This window comes from Azonexus sp. GW821-FHT04F04 (assembly GCF_059420025.1).
The window spans coordinates 383142-404458 of the sequence record NZ_JBWKSX010000003.1 but is presented as its reverse complement, the minus strand read 5'-3'; the positions used below and the strand labels follow the sequence as shown (position 1 = coordinate 404458).

Genomic DNA, 21317 nt, shown 5'->3' with positions numbered 1-21317 from the left:
CCAGTTCCTTAGGCAACGACCGGCTCAAGCTTGAGCGTGCCCTTGATCATTTCTTCGGCGAACATCTCGGCGGTGCGTGCACCGGCGGCGGTCATGATGTCGAGGTTGCCGGCGTAGGTCGGCAGAAAGTCGCCGAGGCCGGTGACTTCCATGTAGACGGAGACGCGGTTGCCGTCGAAGACCGGGCCGTTGACCAGGCGGTAGCCCGGGACGTACTTCTGGACTTCCTTGATCATGGCGTGGATGGATTCGGTGATCTTGGCCTGGTCCGGAGCGGTTTCGGTCAGGCAGTGAACCGTGTCGCGCATGACAAGCGGGGGTTCGGCCGGGTTGATGATGATGATGGCCTTGCCCTTCTTGGCGCCGCCGACCTTTTCGACGGCACCGGCGGTGGTCCGGGTGAATTCGTCGATGTTCTTGCGGGTGCCGGGGCCGGCGCTCTTGGAAGAAACCGTGGCGACGATTTCGCCGTAGGCCACCGGTTGAACGCGGGAAACGGCGGCGACCATCGGGATGGTGGCCTGGCCACCGCAGGTGACCATGTTGACGTTCATTTCACGGCGACCGACGTGTTCCTTGAGGTTGACCGGCGGCACGCAGAACGGGCCGATGGCGGCGGGTGTCAGGTCGATCATCAGGACACCGAGCGCGTTGAGCTTGCGGCTGTTCTCGGCGTGAACGTAGGCCGAGGTGGCGTCGAAGGCGATCTGGACGTTGTCTTCGAGGACGTGGGGCAGGAAGCCGTCGACACCGGTGGCGCAGGTCTTCAGGCCCATCTCGGCGGCACGCTTGAGGCCTTCGGATTCCGGGTCGATGCCGATCATCCAGACGGGGTCGAGGTAGGGGCTGCGCTTGAGTTTGTATAGCAGGTCGGTCCCGATGTTGCCCGGGCCGATCAGGGCGCATTTGATTTTTTGGGTCATCAATATTTCCTTATTGATCGTGGTTCAGCAAATGGTGGAAACGATCCCGCCTTCGACGCGCAGCGCGGCACCCGTCGTCGCAGCCGCTCTCGCGCTGCACACGTAGGCGACCAGCGCAGCCACTTCGGCCGGATCGATCATGCGTTTGATAATTGAGGTCGGACGCCCCTCGGCGAAGAAGCGGCGCTCCATTTCATCGAGGCTGATGCCAGCCTCGGCGGCCAGCTTGGCGAAGAACTCGCCGACGCCTTCGGAGCGGGTCGGACCGGGCAGCACGGCATTGACCGTGACGCCGGTGCCGGCGCAACTCTGGGCCAGACCGCGCGACACCGCCAGCTGGGCCGACTTGGTCATTCCGTAATGCACCATCTCGCCCGGCGTATTGATGCCGGATTCGCTGGAGATGAAGACGATGCGTCCCCAGTTGGCCGCCTTCATGGCCGGCAGGTAATGGCGGGCCAGACGAACACCGCTCATCACATTGACGTCGAAGAAGCGTTGCCATTCGGAATCGGGAATGGCGTCGAACGGGACTGGATCGAAGATGCCGAGGTTGTTAACCAGGATGTCGGCCTGCGGGCAGGCGTCGAACAGAAGCTGGCAACCTTCCGCCGTGGCCAGGTCAGCCGCGACGCCCTGCACTTCGGCGCCGGCGACCAGCGAACGCAGCCGGGCAACCGCCGCATCGACGCTTTTCTGGCTGCGGCCGTTAATTACGACCCGGGCGCCTTCACGCGCCAGCTCCGTGGCAATAGCAAAGCCGATTCCCACGGTCGACCCGGAAATAAGGGCAATTTTGGAATGTATCTGGAGATCCATTTCGAGCGATCGGCTTAGACGAAACGCACCGAACAGCCGCCGAGGCCGCCGATGGTCATGCGCAGGTTGTCGCCCTTGACCACCGGGACCATGGCGCCCATCGCACCGGATAGCACGATGTCGCCAGCCTTGAGGGCAATGCCCAGCTTGCCCAGCGTATTGGCCAGCCAGACCATGGCATTGACCGGGTGGCCCATGGTCGCGGCACCAGCACCGGTGACGACGATTTCGCCGTTCTTTTCGAGGACCATGCCGCACAGGCCGAGGTCGATGTTGCTGATGTCGACCAGCTGGTCACCGAGCACGAAGACACCGCAGGAGGCGTTGTCGGCGACGGTGTCCTGGATCTTGATCTTCCAGTCGGTGATGCGCGAATCGACGATCTCGAAGCAGGCCATGACGCCTTCGGTGGCAGCCAGCACATCGGCGGCGGTCACGCCCGGGCCCTGCAGATCCTTCTTGAGCAGGAAGGCGATTTCACCTTCGGCCTTCGGCTGGATCAGCGAGCTCATTTCGATCGATTCGCCTTCGTTGTAGACCATGCCGTCGAGCAGGTAGCCGAAGTCAGGCTGATGCACGCCGAGCAGGTTCATGACCGGCTTGCTGGTGACGCCGATCTTCTTGCCGATGACGCGCTCGCCCTTGGCCAGGCGGCGCGACAGCATCTGCTGCTGGATGTGGTAGGCGTCCTCGATGGTGATGTCGAAGCCGCGCGAGGTCAGCGGGCTGACCGTCTTGCCGGCAACCAGGGCTTCGTAGAGTTCGTCGCCGAGTTGGGTTATTTGCGATTGTTCCATGATGCTTTCTCTTTATTCGGCCAGGAAATTGCTGACCAGCTGGTTGAATTCGCGGTTGTGTTCGATCTGGACCCAATGCCCGCAGCGGCCGAAAACATGCAGTTGCGAGTCGTCGATCCAGCTGTTCAGCGTGATCGAATTGCTCAGCGGAATGACCCGGTCGTCACGGCCATGGATGACCAGCGTCTTGTGCTGGATCGCCCGGATGTCCGCCTCGGCACGGGCCATGGCATCGACCCAGCGCTGACGCGGAGCCGGGAACATGGCCGAAAACGACTCCTGAAAGCCCGGTCGAATGCTGGCCTGATAGCGCAACTCGGCCAGTTCGTCGTTAACCAGGCTGCGGTCATGCGCGAAGATGTCGAGCAGGCCGCGCATTGCCGCCAGCGACGGCTCGTAGCCCCAGACTGCATCGAGTTCTGGCGTGATCTCAAACGGTACGCCAACGCTGCCCATCAACACCAACCGGCGCACGCGCTGCGGGTGGCGGATGGCCAAGGCCAGGGCGATGGCGCCGCCGAATGAATTGCCGATCAGGTCGGTCTTTTCGATACCCAGCGCATCGAGCAGGCCGATGGCGTGATCGACCCAGCCGTCAGTGCTGTACTGAATGTCGGCAGGCCGCTCGGTGTAGCCGAAGCCAACCATGTCCGGCGCAATCGCCCGGCAGGTCTCGGCCAGCTCCGGCAAGACCAGACGCCAGTTGGCCCACGCCGTCACGCCCGGCCCGGAACCGTGGATGAGCAGCACCGGCGCCCCGCTACCGACATCGTGGTAGTTGGTTTCGATGCCGCCGGCGACGATTCGCTGGCCGATTTCGGGAGAGCTTGCGGACACGGTCACTTCGCCTTACAGCTTGATGCAGACGTTCTTGAGTTCGGTATAGAACTCAAGCGAATGCACGCCACCTTCGCGGCCGATACCCGACTGCTTGGCACCACCGAACGGCGTGCGCAGGTCGCGCAGGAACCAACTGTTGACCCAGACCAGGCCTACTTCCATCTGCGCGGCGACGCGGTGGGCGCGGTTGATGTTCTGCGTGAACACCGAGGCGGCCAGACCGTAGGTCGTGTTGTTGGCGCGGGCGATGACTTCGTCTTCGCTGTCGAAAGGCATGACCGTCGTGCACGGCCCGAAGATTTCCTCGCGAACCACCGTGGCGTTGTCGTCGAGACCGGTCCAGATCGTCGGCTGAACCCAGGCGCCGTTGGCCAACTCGCCCGGCATGGCGGGAATACCGCCGCCGGTGACGACGGTGGCACCTTCGTCGACGGCCTTCTTGTAATAGGACAGCACCTTGTCGCGATGTTCCTGGCTGACCAGCGGCCCCATGTTGGTAGCCGGGTCGCTCGGTACGCCGAGCTTGAGTTTCTCGGCTCCGGCCTTGAGGCGGGCGACGAACTCGTCGAAGATCGGGCGTTCGACATAGACCCGCTCGGTGCCCAGACAAACCTGGCCGCAGTTGGCAAAGCAGGAACGAATCGTCGCTTCGATGGCGACATCCATGTCGCAGTCGGCAAAGACGATGCCCGGATTCTTGCCGCCCATTTCGAGCGACACCGGACGTGAGCCATGCGCTGCAGCCTTGTTGATGATCTCGCCGGTACGCGTTTCGCCGGTGAAGGTGATGGCATTGACGCCCTGATTGGTGGTCAGGAATTCGCCGGCCGAATTCGGGCCGAAACCATGCACGACGTTGTAGACGCCCTTCGGCACACCGCAGGCATTCATGACTTCACCGAGCAGCGTGGCGGTCGACGGCGTTTCTTCCGATGGTTTGACGACGACCGTATTGCCGCAGGCCAGCGCCGGGCCGACCTTCCAGGTCATGAGCAGCAGCGGCAGGTTCCACGGACAGACGACGCCGACGACGCCGACCGGACGACGGATCGCGTAGTTCAGCGCGCCCTTCCCGTCCGGCGTGGCCATTTCGAAGAACTCGGTCGGCGCATTCTTGATGACGTCAGCGAAGATCTTGAAGTTGGCCGCACCGCGCGGAATATCGATGTGCGAGGCGAGGCTTTTCGGCTTGCCGGTATCGGCGCATTCGGCTTCGAGGAACTCGTCGAAGCGGCGGCTGATCTCATCGGCCACCTTGTTCAGAATATCGGTGCGTTCGACCACGGTCATCTTGCCCCACGGCCCCTTCAGGGCATCGTGCGCGGCCTGGACTGCGGCATCAACTTCAGCCTTGCCAGCTTCGTGCACCATGCCGATGATCGAGTTATCGAGCGGCGTGCGCTTCTCGAACTGCTTGCCCGTCGCGACGAATTCGCCGTTGATGAAATTCAGGATCTGCTTCATTCCCTTGTTTTCCTTTTTTGTTTGCTGTTCTTAAGCCAGACCGATGGCCGCCAGGCCGGCCCGAGCACATTCTTCGTCCTGCGCTTCGGAAGCACCGGAAACACCGATGCCGCCAAGCCAGTCACCTGAACCAACCGGCAGGCCGCCGCCAAAAACGATGAGCCGCGGCTGGGCCGAAAAGCCCAGCTTCATGCCTTCATCGTGGCCGATGGCACCCATCCAGGCCTTGGTCGGAAAGCCGAAGCTGGCCGAGGTGTAGGCCTTGTCGATGGCGATATCGATCGAGTGGATGAAGGCGCCGGGCATGCGCAGGAAAGCCATCAGATTGCCGCCACGATCAACCACGGCGACGTTGATCTTCCAGCCGTTGGCCGCGGCGTGGGCCACGGCTGCTGAGCAGGCGGCCGCAGCCGCCTCGGCCGAAATCCCCGGGATCGTGGCGGCAACCTGCATCAGGTCACCACGCTCAGGAAGCGGTCATTCAGTTTGCGGTCGTGATAGAACACGGCGGCACCCACTTCATCCATGGTCCACTTCGTCGCCTTCTGATCGGGGTAGGCATAGTTGCCGCCGCAGAAGGTTTCGAAACGATTGCCGTTGGGGTCGAAGGCGTAAATCGTCGTGCCGCGGGTCACACCGTGACGCGTCGGGCCGATGTCGATGGAGACGCGGTTCATCGACATCAGGTCGGCGGCGCGCAGGACCTGTTCCCAGGTTTCGAGCAGGAAGGAAACGTGGTGCAGCTTGCCCGGCTCCGGATGGCGAACGAAGGCGATGTCATGCGCCTTAGTCGAGCACGACAGCCAGATCGCCAGATCCTGGTTGTCGTCGAGGGCGATGTGTTCGACGAGGTAGAAGCCAAGTACGTCCTGGAAGATGGCCTGGGCTTTTTCGATGTCCGGACCGTAGAGCAGGCAGTGGTCGAGGCGGATCGGGGCGATACCCTTTTCAGCGGCGGCACACCAGGCTTCGGGATTCAGTTCGCCCATCTCGTTGCCGATGGCCGTCTTTTGCGAATACAGCTCGATCTCGTGGCCGGTCGGCAGCGTGAAACGGACGCGCTCACCGGTTTCGAGCAGCTCGCCGGCGGCAATGCGCTTGGTGGCGACGCCGTAGGCGTTCAGATCCTTCTCGAGCTTGGCCAGCGTGGCATCGCTATCGACCTTGAAGGCGAAGAAGTCGATACCGGCCGAGTCGGCCTGACGCAGGATCACGCTGTTGTGATCGCGCTCTTCCCAGGTCTTGAAATAAACACGGCCCTGGGCATCACGACCGGTTTCGACCAAGCCCAGCACCTTCGAATAGAAATCAACGCTTTCTTCAATGTCGAGCACGCGTATCTGAGCGTGCCCCGGACGTAAAACACCAGTCATTGCCATTTGTCTTCTCCTGTTTTTTGAGTATTTCAGTCACACAAAAATCTGCGCAATCGATTTACCATTACGATATTTACAACGAATCTCGATGTCAACACTTTTTCTCGAGATTTTTAAAAACCCTGAAAATTATCTCTATCAGGGTAGAATTTCACCATCTGGTCAAACCAATGAACCGAGCCCAAAAACATGGCTAACAACACATCCACCGGCGACAGCCTCATGGCCGAACCGAAAACACTGGTCGAATCCGCTTACCGCGCCCTGCGCCGAGACATCATCGAAGGCCATCTCGCTCCCGGTGAAAAACTCCGCGTCGAGCACCTCAAGGATGACTACGGCGTCGGCGCCGGCACCTTGCGTGAAGCGCTTTCCCTGCTCATTTCCGACGCCCTCGTCGTCAGCCAGGGCCAGCGCGGCTTCCGCGTCGCGCCGGTGTCCCTCGAAGACTTCGGAGACATCACCCAAACCCGTGTCATGCTCGAATGCGAGGCCCTGCGCCAGTCGATCACCATGGGCGACGATGCCTGGGAAGGTGACCTGCTCGCTGCCTTCCACCGTCTCACCAAGGCCGAGGAAAAGCGCATCGGCAGCGATGACCGGGAAGAGTGGGAGGAGCGCAACCGCATCTTCCATGAGGTGCTGATTTCGGCTTGTCCTTCGCGCTGGCTCAAGCATTTCCTCTCCATCCTCTATCAGCAGGCCGAACGCTATCGCCGCCTGTCGCTCTACCTGAAGCCGATTCCGCGTGACATCCATGCCGAGCATGAAGCCCTCATGCAGGCTGCCATGGCCCGCGATGCCGACAAGGCCACCGCGATCCTCGGCGAACACATCCTGCTCACCTTCCGTTCCATCGAGCAGATTCCGAAAGACCAGCTGAACGAAAAGCTGGCGGCCTGAACGCTGCTGGCCACATTTCAATATTGGCCGTTTTTTCCGGTTGACCGTAGCAAGCCGCTGACACCGACCATCCGGCCGATGTCAGCCGCTGCCTAAGCCGTGAGCGTCGTCGGCTCCGCCTGAAGCTGCGGTCGACAAACGTTCTTGGCCATTTTCCCCAGTACTTTGAGCGAGATGTCACTGGTCGGCCGAACCCGGCAGGCCAGCACGCGATCCGCCGCCTCGTCTTCAACACTGACGTACTCGCGGCTCATCACTCGTTTGAGGTAAGTGCCGGCCGTGATTTCGACCTTGCAGACGCCACAACCACCGCCACGACAACCGACCGGAATACCCTTCTTGCCGAGGCGCTCCATCCCGACGAGCAGGGACTCGTTCGGCGAACAACGGAAGCTCTCGCCGGTTTCCTCGATCAGCACGGTGAAATAGATCATTGACTGCTCCCGGCCCGTTCAGATGTTCTTGAACAAGGGACTCTTCAGTTGCTGGGAGGCATCCGCCGCGGAGAAGAACTTCTCCATGTAGATGTCGCGCTCGAACAGCCGGCCCTGCATCAGCGTGCTGATACAGGCTTCGATCATCGCCGGCGGACCGCACAGGTAGGCTTTATGGCCACGGAAATCGTTATTGAAGTGCGCCTTGGCCGCCTCATGTACGAAGCCGCGGGCACCGGTCCAGTCAGAACCTTCCGGCTCGCTGGACAAGGCCGGGACATACGTGAAGTTGGCATGCTTCTCGGCCAATGCCCGGAACTCGGCGTCGTAATACAGCTCTTCACGACTGCGCTGACCGTACACCAGCGTCATCGGCAGATCGAAGCCCTCAGCCAGCAAATCCTCGATCATCGATTTCGGGCTGGACAGACCCGAGCCACCGGCCATGAAGATCAGTGGCAGATTGGCCGATTTCTTCACGAAGAAACGGCCGTAAGGTCCGCTCAGCTTGAGCTTCTCGCCGACTTCCAGGTTCTCGTGCAGCCAGGTCGTGACCTGGCCGCCCGGCACAATGCGCACGTTCAACTCGACAACATCGCCGCTCTGCGGCGAATTGGCCAGCGAAAATGCCCGTGATTGCCCATCAATCGCCGGAACCTCGAGATTGATGTACTGCCCGGCCTGGAAGTCCATCGGACGATCCAGCTTGAGCCAGATGCCGCGTATGGTCGGTGTCAGGTTTTCGATCCTGACCACTTCGCCTTCGTAGTCCTGTACCGGCAGGTTGCGCGAATCGGGATCTTCCTCGATCTCGGCTTCGATGACCGTATCGGACTCCAGCCGGCAGCAGCAGGCCAGCGTCTTGCCCTCCTCCCGCTCGAAATCCATCAAGGCAAACGTCGAGGCTTCACCGTGATCGATCTCGCCGTCCAGCACCTGCACCTTGCAGGTGGCACAGAGGCCGTGACAGCAGGCATGCGGCAGGTAAATGCCGGCGCGCAAGGCGGCGTCGAGAATGGTTTGGCCATCCTCGACTTCGATGGTCTGGCCGAGCGGCTCAATGGTCAGTTCGTAACTCATGACGCCCCCGGCTCAGGAACAGCTGCCGTTGATGCCCTTGAGGCCCGGCGTCTGGAAGCGCAGCATGTCTTTGTGCTTGAGCCCCAGCTCGGCCAGCGTCTTGCTCATGTCCGGCTGCCACGGCTGGCCGGATTTCAGCCAGGTGACCTTGCTGAAGTCGACACTCTTCCAATCCGGGTGATAGCCGAAGGAATGCGCCATGAACTTCTGGCACAGGTCGCTGAACGGGGTGTTCGGCGGCAGGCAATAGGCGAACGGGGCACAGAACATCAGGTGGTCGTCCCAACCAACGTAGAGCAACTGGGCGCCATGGAACTTCTCCAGCGCGTCGGCGGGGGGAAATTTGTATTCCTTCAGAGCTTGTACAGCCATGTTTGTCTCCTTTTTATCAGGGAAGGCAACGGTCATCGCCGCCCTCCCTTCATCTAGAACGATCAGGTGTTTTTGGTAGCCATGCCGCGCCAGGCGGCAAAGTTGGCCTGGTCACGCGAGCCCTCGAAATCGAGGTTGTCGTGGCCATTGTTGAAGTGGTACCAGTCGAGCACGGCAGCCAGCGGGTCGAAGCCCTCGGCGGTCGGGTCGGTACCTTCCGGGAAGCAGTTGCCCTGATAAATCTGGTGCACCGGCAACCAAGCCTGGACGTACTTCTCCGGCTCATCGTCGAAGATGTGCTTACAGCCGTCCGAACAGGTGTGGTACTTCTCGCCCTCGTACTCGGATTCGCGATAGCAGATCTTGGTCGGATCACCCGGCTCGGTAAACAGCATCGGGATCTGGCAGACCTGGCAAAGCATGGGCAACGTGTTGGTGTAGAAACGGTTGCCCTTTTCGGCCTCGTCGCGCCAGTAGGTGAAGCGGGCGCGGTAGTACTTGTCGAAGGTGTTCGGGTACTTGGCCGACAGCCAGTCCATTTCCTCGTCGTTCGGCATCCAGGTGTGAAAGGCGGCAGCGCCACCGTACTGGTAGAAGGTCGCCCAGGTTTGGTGGGAGATGTGTTCCTTGTCTTCCGAACACTGGGTCAGGCAATCCGGCACCTTGATGCCGTAGCGGGCCAGGTCGGCGAACAGGGCGCCACCGTTCTGCTCGAAATAGATTTCCCAGGCTTCCTTCCAGCTCATGACGCGCTTCGGCAGCATGTAGTCCATCATCATGCCGACCAGCGACAGCACGCGGATGCCACGCCAGGCCCACTTGTCGATCCACTTCTGGACGATCGGCAGATTGTCCGGATCCTGTTCAAGCATGAACTTGATGCACTCGAGACCCAGCGTCATGTGACGGGCTTCGTCGGATTGCGCCGAGAAACCGAAGGTCACCGTCGCCATGTCGCCGTTGTAGGCGGCACCGGACATGAAGGGCACGAAGAGCAGGTTGGTCAGCACGTATTCGAAGCTGAAACCGATAGCGATCATCCACTCGAAGGGGCCGGCGCTGAAGGCATCGTCGAAGAAGGACTTGGGCACCGAGAGATACCAGACGCGCTCAAGCATGTGCTTGAAGTCATGGAAGCCGTCGTAGTGTTTGTTGTAGTTCGAGATGGCGTGAATCTGCGTCTGGGCATGGCGGATTTCATCGACAGACTGCATCAGGCAGGCGACGCGCGGGCCAACGCCAGGGAAGTTGCGGCCGGCGGCAGCGAAACCACGGTGCGCGACATATTCAAGCGGCGAAATACCGGTCAGGAACAATTTGACCGCGTTGAGGTAACGCGCATCGGTGATGCCAAGGTGACCGTTGTTCTGGGCAAAGGCGTCGAGCACGGCGTAAAGCTTGCGCTCTTTTTCAGCCTGGTATTTCCAGTAGGCATCCATGGTCAGGCGGAACGGGTCTTCCCACTTGTCCCAGTCGTGAATCTTGATGCCTTCGAAGGTCGCCTGCGGGAAGACCTTGTCCATCGGCTGGTAGCTGGTCTGCCAGTCGAGACCGCGGGTCATGTGGGCGTATTTTTCCTTGAGGCCCAGCTTCTTCTTTTTAACGTTCATATCCATGTTCGTCTCCTTAATCAGTTCAACCAGGACAGCTTGAACTGGTCGTCGTCTTCGTCCAGATGCCCGGAAATGGTGATGAGATTGATCTGCAGTTCCTGCAGATCAAAATCGCGGCCGATCAGTTCTTCAATCGATTCGCGCTTGATGATCAGTTCGCCTTCGGCGTCGATCTTGACCATGGCCGGCGATTCGTTGGCCACGGCATGCGGGTTGTCGGCCAGCACAGCCTCGATGATCGGGCGGGTGTCTTCATTCAGTTGAAAAGCGATAAATACTTTGGACATAAGGATTCCTAGACGGAGAGGCCGGCTTTGGTGCAGCGAGCGTTGAACTGGGTGGTCACTTCGGCGAGCACCGTTTCGGCCTGGTCACCAAAGGCGCGCTGGGCGATCGGCGCCAGCGCGGCGAGCACCAGCGGGCGGTACTGTTTGACCCAGTCGCTGATCAGGGCCTTGTTTTCGGGCGACTCGGCAGCTGCCACCTTGATCTGGGCATCGACCCACTTGGCCGTTTCGGTAGACCACTCGCCCATGAAGCGGGTCATCATCGAAATGACCGTGCCGCCATTGGCCGAGAAATCGCCGTCGAGGTAGTCGTAAATCAGCGGATAGGTCAGGCCTTCGAGTACAAGGTTCTGAGCGACGAAGATTTCAAACCAGTCGCTCACGACCAGGACGTTTTCGACGTGCTGGCGCATCGGCTGCCACATCGCACCATCCATCCAGGCATCCTTGGCGGTATCGAGCGCTTCCGGGCCGTCAAGGACCAGACCGATACGGGTCAGGTATTGGGCCACGGCCAGGTGATCCATGGCGTGGTAGAGGCAGGGCTGGGTAATCGCCGTGCCGTAGCCGTAGGCGGAAATATAGGAATTGCCCATGTTGCCGCCCCACTCGACGTGGCGCAGCGGAACCAGAACTGCCAGGGCTGTCTGCTTGATCTCTTCCGGAATGATGTCGGCCAGACCGCGCTCTTCGATCATGTCGAAGCTCGACTCAGCGGCGTCCTGTTGGCGCGAACGGGCAATCGTCCAGGCGCCGTAGTAGAACTGGCGCGGGTCTTTGAGCGCGTACCAGTCCTTCATCTGAACCTTGGTGCGGCGCTTGTCGAACAGCTGCAGCTCAGGTTCCCACATCGGGCGGTAATGGAAAATATCCGTTTGCTGGATATCGTAGGTGCCTTCCTGATAGCGGCTGGCCGGCTTGTCGCCAAAGCGGCGAACGATGTGATCGAAGGTGTGTCGCAACGGCTTGATGGCGACTGTACGCAGATCAATTTCCATAGATGTCTCCTCTTATATTCCCTCTATCGGGATGGTTAGCCGGCGTCGGATATTTGCTGCTGCGACGCCGAATTCAAACGTGCCGCCCAATCGCCCTGACCAGGCGTGGCCGGATCAAGAACGATGACGGCATTGGCCAGGCAGAACTCATGAAATGCGGATTCCGGCAGCATCAACTCGACACAGAGCGCCGGATCGCCAATGGCGAATTCGAATTCGATGAAACCGTCCGGCCGCTGCTCGCAAACGCGAACGTAACGACGGGTCGGATCGAAGGTAATTCCCGCTTGAACAATGTCTTCTTGCCCCATGCTGCTTTCTCCTGGAAACGACGCGATCAGCGATGCGTCGAGGCTTTCTCTTACTCAAGGAGCGTGCCAGAACCGCAAGACACTGTTTTTATGGGAGAACTGAAAAACCGAGCGTCAGTCACGGCCGCAACAAATTATGTTTTGATCAATCGATTCACCGTCAGTTAATCAATTGATCAATTGCATCAAGCCAAATAATCGACCGATCCGAGGGCTGATTTGTCACCGTGTATCAACCATGGGACGCACACCGCCTATACTTGACGAAGGTAATAGGCAGAAAGCGAATCGCCACAGAATCTCAAAACCATGAAATAATCTCGAGAATTCCATGTTGTGATATTCGTTGAACATTCAGTACCCAGCCAATGCCACCAAACGGCCTTGCTGACACAAAAAATAATGCCGAGCAAAGCCCTCCGGCATTGAACGGCAGAGAGACAAGATGACGACGATTCAGTACCCCGAATCCAACGACCTGAGAAATCTGGTCAAGTTTTGCGAAAACGACGGCACCATCTGGCTCGGTGAAAACCGGATGATCCTCATGCACACGGCGGCACTCGGCACGCTGCGCAAGGAGCTGGTCGACTCTGTCGGCAAGGAGCAGACCCGACGCATCCTGACCCGCATGGGCTACGCCTCGGGTATCCGCGACGCCGAGCTGGCCAAACGGATTCGTGCCCACCAGTCGCTGCAGGACGCCTTCTTCACCGGGCCCCAATTGCACATGCTCGAAGGCATCGTCCGGGTTACTCCGGTCAACCTCAAAATGGACATTGAAACCGGAAATTTCGAGGGTGAATTCCTCTGGGAAAACTCCTGGGAGCAGGACGTCCACATGAAGGAATTCGGTCGTTCGAGCGAGCCGGTCTGCTGGTCGCAAATCGGTTACGCCTCGGGTTACACCTCGGCCTTTGTCGGCAAGTTCATCCTGTTCAAGGAAGTCGAGTGCGTCGCCTGCGGTGACAACCACTGCCGGATCGTCGGCAAGCCGCTCGAGGAATGGGAGGATGCCGAAGAACACGCCAGTTACTTCCAGTCCGACCCCATGCTCAACCACTTGCTGGAGTTGCGCACCCAGGTCGAGTATCTCCGCACGACGATCACGCAAAACGTGCAAACACCGCAACTGGTCGGTATCTCGAACGGTTTCAAGCAAGCCCAGGAACTCGTTTCCAAAGCCTCGCGCACCTCGGTCACGGTCCTGCTTCTTGGCGAAACCGGCGTCGGCAAGGAACGCTTTGCCCGCGCCCTGCATCAGGAAAGCTCCCGCCGGCAAGGCCCCTTCGTCGCCATCAACTGCGCCGCCCTGCCCCACGACCTCATCGAATCCGAACTGTTCGGCGTCGAAAAAGGGGCGTTCACGGGCGCCCAAAGCTCGCGCATGGGCAAGTTCGAACGGGCCGATGGCGGCACGCTGTTCCTCGACGAAATCGGCGAATTGCCGCTGGCCGCCCAGGCAAAATTGCTGCGCGTGTTGCAGGAAGGCGAAATCGAACGTCTGGGCGACGACCGGACGCGCAAGGTCAATATCCGCCTGGTCGCGGCGACCAATGTCGACCTGGCCAATGCCGTCAAGGAAGGCCGTTTCCGCTCCGACCTCTACTATCGTCTGAACGTCTATCCGGTCACCATTCCGCCGCTACGCGAGCGCGTCGCCGACATTCAGCCTTTGGTCGAAGCGATGCTCGGCCGCTTCTCGACGCTGCATGAAAAACGCCTGCTCGGCGTCACCGACAAGACGCTGCAGGCGATGAAAGGTTACCCGTGGCCTGGCAATGTCCGGGAGCTGGAAAACATGATCGAGCGCGGCGTCATCCTTGCCCCGCAAGGCGGCTGGATCGAACTCGAGCACCTGTTCACCCACGTCAGCGAAGCGAAATCCTGGGAATCCGCCATTTCCGCCTCGGGATCTCTGGAACAGGGCAAAGCAAAAAAATGCAGTTCCAGCCTGCTTGACTCGATCATTTCGAGCGGAATGTCACTCGAACAGCTCGAAGAGGAACTGCTGACCGAAGCCGTCAAGCGTGCCGACGGCAATCTGGCTGGCGCCGCCCGCGTTCTCGGTATTACCCGCCCGCAACTGCAATACCGACTGAAACGCAATACACCATGAGTGAACCACTGGTTCGTATCGTCCGCCGCAAGGCCAAGCCGGGCTGCGAGGAAGCCTACGAGGCGTTGATCCGCGCCATGTTCGCCGATGCCAGCCAGTTTCCGGGCTATCTCGCGGCCCAGCTCATCCCGCCGGAAAGCGCCGGCGGCGAATACCAGATTGTCCAGCGCTTCGCCACGGAAGCCGACCTCGAACGCTGGAACGCCTCGCCCCAGCGCGCCCTCTGGCGTGAACGATTGCGCGCCGTCGCCGAGGGCGATCCCGAATACCGCCTGCTCACCGGCCTCGACGCCTGGTTTGCGCCAACCATCATTCCGGCCAGCCGCCCGCCAGCAAAATGGCGAATGACCTTCGTCAGCTGGATGGGTATCTTTCCCACCGTTGCGCTCCTGCTCTGGCTGGTCTCGCCGCTCCTCGCCAGCTGGCCTTTCCTGCTCAGAACCGCCGTTTTTACTGCTCTGGTCGCGCTGGCGATGTCTTACCTCGTGATGCCACGCCTATCGCGCTGGATGTCGTGGTGGCTGGTGAAAAAATAAGCGGCCTTTGACATTTCGTTTTTGGCCGTTTTTTCGGGTTGACCGTGGAAACGGCCATGGCTTCGATCGATGCGGCGGCAGGTCGCCCAGACGCCATTCGCGGGCCACATAAATGAGGAGTGCATGGGCTACACTGGAGCCAGCTCCGCAATGCGTTCTCACAAGCCTGCTGCAGCGCACGGAAAACCTGCCGTTAAGCGGCCACATGTTGAACCTCCTAGCGAGCGCCCAGACCCATGATCGAACCGCTTCTACTCGCCGCCGCCCGCATCTCGACTTTCAATGAGAAAGTGCTGCTGACCAATGCCAGCGGCTTTTTCTTCGAGCGCGACCAACGGTTGTTTCTGGTAACCAGCCGCCATGTACTGTTCAGCAAATCCATCAAGCACTACCCGACCCGCATCGAGATCGAGTTGCACACCAATGCGGCCAACATCGCCGAATCCACGGGATTTTCGATTCCGCTCTACCGCGACGGGAAGAGCCTCTGGCGCCACGGGCTTGATACCGCAGGGGACATTGACGTCGCCGTTATCGAAATCAACCGCAAGGCCTTGCCCAAGACGGCTGTCTATCGTGCCTTCAGCCCACAGCACCTGCTGAGCAGCCTGGATCAGGTCGAGGTTGGCTCGTCATTGCTCATCGTCGGTTTCCCGCTTGGCTTTCACGACGCACTGCATCACACGCCGGTCGTCCGCCACGCCATCATCGCCTCGTCATTCGGCCTGCGTTTTCAGGGGGAAGGTTTCTTTCTGACTGACGCCCGCACCCATCGCGGCAGCAGCGGCGCACCGGTGGTCATGCGCATCGCCGAAAAGCTGCCGACCCACGGCGATCTGCCCTGGATGCTGCTCGGCATCCATTCAGCCCGCTTCGATGTCGGCGACCGCGACCTCAAAGAGGATGAGGCATTGGGACTGAACGGAGCCTGGTACGCCGACATCCTGCTCAAGCTGACGGAGCAGTAACATACGGGGATCGGCAAATCTCTTCCAACCTGCACCAGCTTCGCCAGGCTGTCGAAATTCAAAATTTATTCGGCAACCTGCTGATTGGAAGCAAAAAACAAAAACGGCCCGAAAGGGCCGTGGTTGCTGGTGTTCTTGGCGGAGGAGGCGGGATTCGAACCCGCGGTAGGGGATTACCCTACACACGCTTTCCAGGCGTGCGACTTAAACCACTCATCCACCCCTCCGGAAGCCGCGCATTGTAGCAGAAGAGGCCGCTTGGTCAAACAAACTTTCGGACAAAAGCGAGTCCCAGCCAGAGAATCAGGACAATCGCAAAGGTCAGGATACCTACGAGCACTTCACTTGCGGAACGCGGTAGAACCGTCGCCACAATCCGGCGAGGTGTCTTGGTGATCAAGGAAAAAAGTTGGTAGACGCGGTTGCCAGCCCTTTGCCGGCCGGCTATCAGATAGAGCATCCCCTGCCCGATCAGACAAAGGCCAAGCATTTCGACAATCGCCCGCAACGCGCTGATCAGGAAAAGGCTCATTGCCGGCGCTCAGAAGTCGTCGACACCGAATTCTGCGTCAAGTTTTTTCATCTGCCGGTTGTACCACCAGATGATCATCAGGTAGAGGACCAGGGCGCCTTGAGCGGCCATGTAGAAACCCAGTGGAAAGCCGAGGATGACTACCTCGTTGATGCTTCGGGCGAACCAGGTCAGGCCAAAGGTTATGAACAGCCAGAAGCAAATGAGGGTAAAGGTCAGGCGCCGCGTCTTGCGCCAGTGAAGGTCGGCTTTTGAGATCACGGCGCGTCTCCATTCCGGAAACGGATGGTGCTGAGGAAGCTGGCTGCCCGAGGATCCGGTTTGGTGAACAGGCTGACCACAATGATCGTTATAAAACCGGCGATGACTCCAAACAGGCCACCGGAGGTCGATTGGATGTGGAACCACGGATCCATGCCAAAACCGCTGATGCCGAGAATGGGAATGCTGTCGAATTCGACGCGAATGATGTAATAGATCGACAGCAGAATGCCGACGACCATGCCGGTCAGCGCGCCGGCACGGGTCGCCCTTTCCCAGAATATGCCGAGCACCAGCGCCGGGAAGAAGGCGGAGCCGGCGATGGAAAAGGCCCAGGAAACCATGGACAGGATTGTTCCCGGTTTTTGGGCGGCAACCGTGGCGGCGAGAATGGCGACGACCAGCAGCATCGACTTCGAGATGACCAGCCGGAACTGGGTCGACGCGTCAGGACGGAAGATACGGTAATAAACGTCGTGCGACAGCGAGCTGGTAATGGTCAGCAACAGGCCGTCGGCGGTGGACAGGGCAGCGGCCAGACCGCCAGCCGCCACCAGGCCGGAGACGACGTAGGGCATGCCGGCGATTTCCGGGGTGGCGAGTACGATGACGTCCGGATTGAGCGATAGTTCAGCCAGTTGCAGGATACCGTCGGCGTTGATGTCTTCGATGCTGACCAGCCCGATCTTGGCCCAGGCGGCCACCCAGCCGGGCAATTTGGTGATCGGTATTTCGGCCAGATGGGAGAGCACCTCGTACTTGGCGAAGACCGCGTAGGCTGGCGCGGTGATGTAAAGCAAGAGGATGAACAACAGCGACCAGAACACCGATTCGCGTGCCTGGCGAACGGTGGGCGTCGTGTAGTAGCGGGTCAGTACGTGCGGCAAGGCGGCCGTCCCGACCGTCAGGCAAAAGATCAGCGCGAGAAAATTGACGCGCATGATGTTCTGCTCCTCGACCGTCTCGCCGGGAAAGGCCTCAGCGTGATGAATCGGCGTTTTGCTACGTTCAACCGCAGAAAACATCGCATATTCCCAACGCGCCCTCGCCTGATCCGGATCGTGGGGCAGATCCCGGTACTGCCGTTCGAGCGCCACAATATCCTTCATCTGGGCGTCGCTGGCCTTGAGCTGGTTGATCTGTGCCGACAGGTTTTCGCGCTCGAAATTCAGCGATTGCGGCAACTGCATGATCTTCTGGGCGTAGAGATCCGCCCGTTCGCGGTAAAGCTCGCGGACTTCCACCTCAACCGGACTCTGGAACAGGCGATTCTCCAGTTTGGTAACCTGCTGAAGAACCTGGCCATAGACCAGTTGCGGCACCGGATTGCCGGTAACGTTGTAGGACAGGATGGCGACCGGCGTCACATAGGCGATGATCAGGATCAGGTACTGAGCCACCTGCGTCCATGTGACCGCCCGCATGCCCCCCAGAAACGAACAAACGAGAATGCCGGCCAAACCGACGAACACACCAATTTCGAATTGCAGGCTGACAAAGCGGCTGGTAATGACGCCAACGCCATAAATCTGCGCCACGACGTACACGAAGGAGGCCAGGATGGCGGCGGCAACGGCGACCAGGCGAATCGCGTTGCCGCCATAGCGGGCGCCGAGAAAGTCGGGAATGGTGTATTGACCAAAGCGGCGCAGATATGGCGCGAGGAGCAGTGCGACCAGCACGAAACCGCCGGTCCAGCCAATGACGTAGGCCAGCCCCTGAAAGCCGGACAGGTAAAGAGTTCCGGCCAGGCCGATGAAGGAGGCGGCGCTCATCCAGTCGGCGCCGGTCGCCATGCCGTTGAAGAAGGCCGGCACCCGTCGGCCGGCGACGTAGTACTCGGAGACATCCGAGGTCCGGCAGACGATGCCGATCAGCGCGTACATCGAAATGGTGAAACACAGGAAGGCATAGCCGATCCAGCGCGGCGGCATGCCGTGCTGTTCGAGAACCGCCAGCGCCCCGATGAATGACAGGAAGCCGCAGGTGTAATACAGGTAGTAACGCTGCAGCCTGGTCAGTGAAGCAAACATCCGGCGACTTTAGTGGTTGCGCCGCAGGAAACTACTGGCCCGCGATTCGTCGATCAAATGAGCCGCCGTGTCGATCTGCTTGCCCACCGCACGCACCGTCATCATCTGGAAGATGCGCGCCAGCAGCAGGGTGTTGGCCATCGCATCGCGTCGGCCGCTACCGGCATCGAGGCCGAAGACCTCGATCCAGTGGTCGAGCGGCATGACCGAATCGCCCTTGTCCTCGAACATTGAAGGCAACAGCCAGGCCAGATCGACCCACTGCGGCTGAAAATCAACGCCCAGCCGTTCCCTCAAGGCGCGCTGCAAAAAGCCGCCGACATAGGGAATATGGTAGGTGACCAGTGGCGCCTTGGCAGCAAACAACAAAAATGCCGTTAATTCCCGGTCGACCGTGGAACCCTCGCCGTCCAGGGTCGAAAAATCGACGTAGAAGGTATCGTCGGGCTGAATTGCCCCCTTCCACACAGAACTGGCAGCGATGCCGAGCAATTGGTCGCTTTCGGGATTCGAACCACTGCTGACGATGTCGACAACGACATAGCGGGTGTGAAAGTGCAGATCGTCGAGCGGCGGCGCCTTGCTGGCGCGCCAGACGTCGAGCGAAGCCCGTACGTCGTCCGGCAGATTGGCTTGTGCACTGCCCCGGAACAGGAATTTCTTGAGGCCGAGCATGGTCATTGCACCTGGTAGTCGAGTTTGAGGCGCGTCTGGATCTTGCGGGCCTGACGGAAGGATTCTTTCAGAATGCGGCGGTCCAGCTCATTGAGCGTATCCGGATCGATCAGGTTGTCGCCCTGCGTGCCGGGTTCACCTTCGAGATACTGGTGCTGCAAGCGCAGCAGCTGGATGAAATTCAGGCCTTCGAGGACGGCGTTGATTTCGTCGCTGCGAATCGACAGCCGCTGCGCGGCCAGCCGCAGGCGTTGGATCGAATTGGTGTTGTGCACGCCGCTGGCCATGGCGTAGATGCGAGCGACGTCGACGAAAATACGCGAGCCGTATTTCTTGAGGTCGATCTTGCCCGGATGCCCTGGTTCGAGATCGGTCAGGAAATCGCGAATCTTGCCGAGCGGCGGTTCGACGTCGAGGGCATTTTTGGCCATGGCGCGCAGGAACATCGGGTTCGATGCGGTCTGCGCCAGCAGGTGGCGGCGCATCGCATCGGCCAGTTCGGACTTGCCGTAGAGCGCCCGGAAATCGAAAAAGATAGTGGCGTTGAGCAGCGCATCGGGCTGCGGCATGCGAATCCAGTTGGCAAACTGGTCTTTCCACTCGTCAAGGGTCAGACACCATTGCGGGTTGCTGGCCATGATGTTGCCCTTGCACAGCGGGAAGCCGACACGGTCGAGGTCGTTGTTGACGTCGAGCGCGTAGGCCAGGAAACGCTGTTTCAAGGCGTCGACCGCAGCACCTTCCGGCGGCGCGAAGACGATGCCGTTATCCTGATCGGTGCTGAAGGTCTGCTCGTCGCGGCCTTCCGAACCGAAGGCCAGCCAGGCCCATTCGATGCCGTCGAAATTGTGGTTTTCCAGATTGAGCTGGATAACGCGGCGGGTCAGCGCATCGTTGAGCGCCGAGATGAACTGGGTCAGCTGTTCGGCCCCGACGCCCTGGGCGAGCATGTTGAACGACAGCTGGCGTACATCGGCGGCAGCCTGCTGCAAGGCCTCGACATTGCGGGCGCCGTCGATCGACTGGCGAATCTGGCGCAAACCGACGCGCTGCAGCGAGAACAGGTCGCGCTCGGAAACGACGCCGGTCAGCTTGCCTTCGGCATCAGTCACCAGCACGTGGCGAATGCCGTGCGTTGCCATGGCGAACATCGCATCGTAGGCCGTGGCATGCTCTTCGATCATGAACGGATTCGGTGACATTGCCTGGCCAACTGGCGTGGTCAGCGGCAGTTCGGCGAGGACGACGCGATCGAGCAGATCGGTTCGCGTGAATACGCCAACGGCCTTGCGGTCGTCACCGGCGACGACCAGCGAACCGACACCGGCTTTCGACATGGTTTCGAGCGCGGCGCGCAAGGGCGTATCGGGCGCCACAGTGATCGGTGAACGCGAACCGATGCCGGCCAACGGCGAATTGAGCGTTTGCTGCTCGCTGGCGCGTTGGGAGAATTGCAGTTGCAACTGGCGACGCGACTGGTCGAGCAGGCTGGCAATGTAGCGCGTGCAGAACAGATTGAATTCAGGGCTGGAGGTCAGCAGAGCGAGGAAATCGTCGGCCGGCAACTGGTAGCAGAAGGTATCTTCAACGGCGGTGTACAGGTTGGTCGATGGCCGACCCGCGGTGACGGCACCGATCGGGAAGCTCTCCCCGGCCCCAAGACTGAGGATGGAATATTCGGTGACCGTCACTTCGCCAGCCTGGCGCGCCTGCACCTTGCCGGATTCGATGAGGTAGAAAAAACGGACCTTGCCGGAATCCGGCCCGACAATCTCGCTGCCGGCGGCGTAAAAAACGATCTGCGCCTTTTCTGCGAAACGCTGCAGAGCATCCGGCTGCATCTTGTTGAATGGCGCGTGGTTACGCAGGAAAGCCTGCGTGTTGCCGGCCATTCGGCTGCGCCCATCCTGACGCAGCGACATTTCGACCTGGCCGACGGCCTGTTCTTGTACTTGTTCTTTTTCCTGCCCTGTTTG

23 protein-coding genes and 1 tRNA gene are annotated in these 21317 nt (G+C 60.0%); 4 read left to right on the top strand and 20 right to left on the bottom strand.

What is annotated here, in order from left to right; all coding sequences use genetic code 11:
• Window positions 1-8: 8 nt before the first annotated feature.
• Genes AC07TV_RS09275 through AC07TV_RS09245 form a run of 7 tightly spaced genes read right to left on the bottom strand, consistent with a single transcriptional unit; the run spans window position 9 to window position 6222 of the window.
• Window positions 9-923: an acetaldehyde dehydrogenase (acetylating) gene (locus AC07TV_RS09275; RefSeq protein WP_494648107.1), complete on the bottom strand. Its 915-nt coding sequence runs from the start codon at window positions 921-923 to the stop codon at window positions 9-11.
• Window positions 924-947: 24 nt separating this feature from the next.
• The gene (locus AC07TV_RS09270) at window positions 948-1742 is read right to left on the bottom strand and encodes an SDR family NAD(P)-dependent oxidoreductase (protein WP_494648106.1); all 795 of its coding nucleotides are present in this window, start codon (window positions 1740-1742) and stop codon (window positions 948-950) included.
• Window positions 1743-1756: 14 nt separating this feature from the next.
• Window positions 1757-2539 (bottom strand): 2-oxopent-4-enoate hydratase, encoded by a 783-nt coding sequence (gene dmpE, locus AC07TV_RS09265; protein ID WP_494648105.1) that lies wholly within the window; start codon window positions 2537-2539, stop codon window positions 1757-1759.
• 12 nt (window positions 2540-2551) lie between these two features.
• Window positions 2552-3376 (bottom strand): alpha/beta fold hydrolase, encoded by an 825-nt coding sequence (locus AC07TV_RS09260; RefSeq protein WP_494648104.1) that lies wholly within the window; start codon window positions 3374-3376, stop codon window positions 2552-2554.
• A 12-nt stretch (window positions 3377-3388) separates the two neighbouring features.
• Window positions 3389-4843 carry a 2-hydroxymuconic semialdehyde dehydrogenase gene (locus AC07TV_RS09255; protein ID WP_494648103.1) on the bottom strand — a complete coding sequence of 485 codons (1455 nt, stop codon included), beginning with the start codon at window positions 4841-4843 and terminating at the stop codon, window positions 3389-3391.
• 30 nt (window positions 4844-4873) lie between these two features.
• Complete coding sequence (locus tag AC07TV_RS09250) at window positions 4874-5296, bottom strand: GlcG/HbpS family heme-binding protein (protein WP_494648102.1); 423 nt, start codon at window positions 5294-5296, stop codon at window positions 4874-4876.
• On the bottom strand, window positions 5296-6222 hold the full coding sequence (locus AC07TV_RS09245) for a catechol 2,3-dioxygenase (protein WP_494648101.1): 927 nt from the start codon (window positions 6220-6222) through the stop codon (window positions 5296-5298). The genes AC07TV_RS09250 and AC07TV_RS09245 overlap by 1 nt, the downstream gene beginning before the upstream one ends.
• 186 nt (window positions 6223-6408) lie before the next feature.
• Here AC07TV_RS09245 and AC07TV_RS09240 point away from each other — a divergent pair, with 186 nt between their 5' ends.
• Complete coding sequence (locus AC07TV_RS09240) at window positions 6409-7122, top strand: GntR family transcriptional regulator (protein WP_494648100.1); 714 nt, start codon at window positions 6409-6411, stop codon at window positions 7120-7122.
• A 92-nt stretch (window positions 7123-7214) separates the two neighbouring features.
• On the opposite strand, the gene AC07TV_RS09235 is transcribed toward AC07TV_RS09240, so the two are convergent.
• The 7 genes from AC07TV_RS09235 to AC07TV_RS09205 form a co-directional block, all read right to left on the bottom strand.
• On the bottom strand, window positions 7215-7556 hold the full coding sequence (locus tag AC07TV_RS09235) for a 2Fe-2S iron-sulfur cluster binding domain-containing protein (RefSeq protein ID WP_494648099.1): 342 nt from the start codon (window positions 7554-7556) through the stop codon (window positions 7215-7217).
• An 18-nt stretch (window positions 7557-7574) separates the two neighbouring features.
• Window positions 7575-8636, bottom strand: a complete 1062-nt coding sequence (locus AC07TV_RS09230) for an NADH:ubiquinone reductase (Na(+)-transporting) subunit F (protein WP_494648098.1) — start codon at window positions 8634-8636, stop codon at window positions 7575-7577.
• 12 nt (window positions 8637-8648) lie between these two features.
• Window positions 8649-9008 (bottom strand): phenol hydroxylase subunit P4, encoded by a 360-nt coding sequence (locus tag AC07TV_RS09225; RefSeq protein ID WP_226404582.1) that lies wholly within the window; start codon window positions 9006-9008, stop codon window positions 8649-8651.
• Between the two features lie 62 nt (window positions 9009-9070).
• Window positions 9071-10624 carry an aromatic/alkene/methane monooxygenase hydroxylase/oxygenase subunit alpha gene (locus tag AC07TV_RS09220; protein ID WP_494648097.1) on the bottom strand — a complete coding sequence of 518 codons (1554 nt, stop codon included), beginning with the start codon at window positions 10622-10624 and terminating at the stop codon, window positions 9071-9073.
• Between the two features lie 14 nt (window positions 10625-10638).
• The gene (locus tag AC07TV_RS09215; RefSeq protein WP_494648096.1) at window positions 10639-10908 is read right to left on the bottom strand and encodes an MmoB/DmpM family protein; all 270 of its coding nucleotides are present in this window, start codon (window positions 10906-10908) and stop codon (window positions 10639-10641) included.
• Between the two features lie 8 nt (window positions 10909-10916).
• The gene (locus AC07TV_RS09210; RefSeq protein ID WP_494648095.1) at window positions 10917-11906 is read right to left on the bottom strand and encodes an aromatic/alkene monooxygenase hydroxylase subunit beta; all 990 of its coding nucleotides are present in this window, start codon (window positions 11904-11906) and stop codon (window positions 10917-10919) included.
• Window positions 11907-11941: 35 nt separating this feature from the next.
• The gene (locus tag AC07TV_RS09205) at window positions 11942-12217 is read right to left on the bottom strand and encodes a phenol hydroxylase subunit (RefSeq protein WP_310494516.1); all 276 of its coding nucleotides are present in this window, start codon (window positions 12215-12217) and stop codon (window positions 11942-11944) included.
• A gap of 445 nt (window positions 12218-12662) precedes the next feature.
• Between AC07TV_RS09205 and AC07TV_RS09200 the strand changes: the two genes are divergently transcribed.
• The 3 genes from AC07TV_RS09200 (at window position 12663) to AC07TV_RS09190 (ending at window position 15840) form a co-directional block, all read left to right on the top strand.
• Entirely contained in the window at window positions 12663-14336 is a 1674-nt protein-coding gene (locus AC07TV_RS09200; RefSeq protein WP_494648094.1) for a sigma 54-interacting transcriptional regulator, read from the top strand.
• The gene (locus AC07TV_RS09195; RefSeq protein ID WP_494648093.1) at window positions 14333-14872 is read left to right on the top strand and encodes an antibiotic biosynthesis monooxygenase; all 540 of its coding nucleotides are present in this window, start codon (window positions 14333-14335) and stop codon (window positions 14870-14872) included. The genes AC07TV_RS09200 and AC07TV_RS09195 overlap by 4 nt, the downstream gene beginning before the upstream one ends.
• A 236-nt stretch (window positions 14873-15108) precedes the next feature.
• A complete protein-coding gene (locus tag AC07TV_RS09190) occupies window positions 15109-15840 on the top strand; it encodes a S1 family peptidase (protein WP_494648092.1) in 732 nt (243 codons plus the stop codon).
• Window positions 15841-15976: 136 nt separating this feature from the next.
• Here the strand turns inward: AC07TV_RS09190 and AC07TV_RS09185 are convergent.
• The 6 genes from AC07TV_RS09185 to AC07TV_RS09160 all read right to left on the bottom strand — a co-directional run bounded on the left by AC07TV_RS09185 (window position 15977) and on the right by AC07TV_RS09160 (window position 21263).
• Window positions 15977-16067, bottom strand: a tRNA-Ser gene (locus AC07TV_RS09185).
• Window positions 16068-16102: 35 nt separating this feature from the next.
• Complete coding sequence (locus tag AC07TV_RS09180; protein ID WP_494648091.1) at window positions 16103-16372, bottom strand: hypothetical protein; 270 nt, start codon at window positions 16370-16372, stop codon at window positions 16103-16105.
• 9 nt (window positions 16373-16381) lie between these two features.
• Window positions 16382-16633, bottom strand: coding sequence for a DUF4212 domain-containing protein (locus AC07TV_RS09175; protein WP_494648090.1), 252 nt, complete (start codon window positions 16631-16633; stop codon window positions 16382-16384).
• A complete protein-coding gene (locus tag AC07TV_RS09170; protein WP_494648089.1) occupies window positions 16630-18666 on the bottom strand; it encodes a sodium:solute symporter family protein in 2037 nt (678 codons plus the stop codon). Before AC07TV_RS09170 ends, AC07TV_RS09175 begins: the two co-directional genes overlap by 4 nt.
• A gap of 9 nt (window positions 18667-18675) precedes the next feature.
• On the bottom strand, window positions 18676-19347 hold the full coding sequence (locus AC07TV_RS09165) for a hypothetical protein (RefSeq protein WP_494648088.1): 672 nt from the start codon (window positions 19345-19347) through the stop codon (window positions 18676-18678).
• Complete coding sequence (locus AC07TV_RS09160; protein WP_494648126.1) at window positions 19344-21263, bottom strand: DUF294 nucleotidyltransferase-like domain-containing protein; 1920 nt, start codon at window positions 21261-21263, stop codon at window positions 19344-19346. Before AC07TV_RS09160 ends, AC07TV_RS09165 begins: the two co-directional genes overlap by 4 nt.
• Window positions 21264-21317: the final 54 nt, after the last annotated feature.

Excerpts from the sequence above, each read along its gene's own strand:
- AC07TV_RS09275 (WP_494648107.1), bottom strand. The coding sequence starts at position 923 with ATGACCCAAAAAATCAAATGCGCCCTGATCGGCCCGGGCAACATCGGG.
- AC07TV_RS09240 (WP_494648100.1), top strand. The coding sequence starts at position 6,409 with ATGGCTAACAACACATCCACCGGCGACAGCCTCATGGCCGAACCGAAA.
- AC07TV_RS09205 (WP_310494516.1), bottom strand. The coding sequence starts at position 12,217 with ATGGGGCAAGAAGACATTGTTCAAGCGGGAATTACCTTCGATCCGACC.
- AC07TV_RS09270 (WP_494648106.1), bottom strand. The coding sequence starts at position 1,742 with ATGGATCTCCAGATACATTCCAAAATTGCCCTTATTTCCGGGTCGACC.
- AC07TV_RS09200 (WP_494648094.1), top strand. The coding sequence starts at position 12,663 with ATGACGACGATTCAGTACCCCGAATCCAACGACCTGAGAAATCTGGTC.
- AC07TV_RS09235 (WP_494648099.1), bottom strand. The coding sequence starts at position 7,556 with ATGATCTATTTCACCGTGCTGATCGAGGAAACCGGCGAGAGCTTCCGT.
- AC07TV_RS09250 (WP_494648102.1), bottom strand. The coding sequence starts at position 5,296 with ATGCAGGTTGCCGCCACGATCCCGGGGATTTCGGCCGAGGCGGCTGCG.
- AC07TV_RS09220 (WP_494648097.1), bottom strand. The coding sequence starts at position 10,624 with ATGGATATGAACGTTAAAAAGAAGAAGCTGGGCCTCAAGGAAAAATAC.
- AC07TV_RS09210 (WP_494648095.1), bottom strand. The coding sequence starts at position 11,906 with ATGGAAATTGATCTGCGTACAGTCGCCATCAAGCCGTTGCGACACACC.
- AC07TV_RS09230 (WP_494648098.1), bottom strand. The coding sequence starts at position 8,636 with ATGAGTTACGAACTGACCATTGAGCCGCTCGGCCAGACCATCGAAGTC.
- AC07TV_RS09245 (WP_494648101.1), bottom strand. The coding sequence starts at position 6,222 with ATGGCAATGACTGGTGTTTTACGTCCGGGGCACGCTCAGATACGCGTG.
- AC07TV_RS09225 (WP_226404582.1), bottom strand. The coding sequence starts at position 9,008 with ATGGCTGTACAAGCTCTGAAGGAATACAAATTTCCCCCCGCCGACGCG.
- AC07TV_RS09195 (WP_494648093.1), top strand. The coding sequence starts at position 14,333 with ATGAGTGAACCACTGGTTCGTATCGTCCGCCGCAAGGCCAAGCCGGGC.
- dmpE (WP_494648105.1), bottom strand. The coding sequence starts at position 2,539 with ATGGAACAATCGCAAATAACCCAACTCGGCGACGAACTCTACGAAGCC.
- AC07TV_RS09215 (WP_494648096.1), bottom strand. The coding sequence starts at position 10,908 with ATGTCCAAAGTATTTATCGCTTTTCAACTGAATGAAGACACCCGCCCG.
- AC07TV_RS09180 (WP_494648091.1), bottom strand. The coding sequence starts at position 16,372 with ATGAGCCTTTTCCTGATCAGCGCGTTGCGGGCGATTGTCGAAATGCTT.
- AC07TV_RS09160 (WP_494648126.1), bottom strand. The coding sequence starts at position 21,263 with ATGTCGCTGCGTCAGGATGGGCGCAGCCGAATGGCCGGCAACACGCAG.
- AC07TV_RS09170 (WP_494648089.1), bottom strand. The coding sequence starts at position 18,666 with ATGTTTGCTTCACTGACCAGGCTGCAGCGTTACTACCTGTATTACACC.
- AC07TV_RS09190 (WP_494648092.1), top strand. The coding sequence starts at position 15,109 with ATGATCGAACCGCTTCTACTCGCCGCCGCCCGCATCTCGACTTTCAAT.
- AC07TV_RS09165 (WP_494648088.1), bottom strand. The coding sequence starts at position 19,347 with ATGACCATGCTCGGCCTCAAGAAATTCCTGTTCCGGGGCAGTGCACAA.
- AC07TV_RS09255 (WP_494648103.1), bottom strand. The coding sequence starts at position 4,843 with ATGAAGCAGATCCTGAATTTCATCAACGGCGAATTCGTCGCGACGGGC.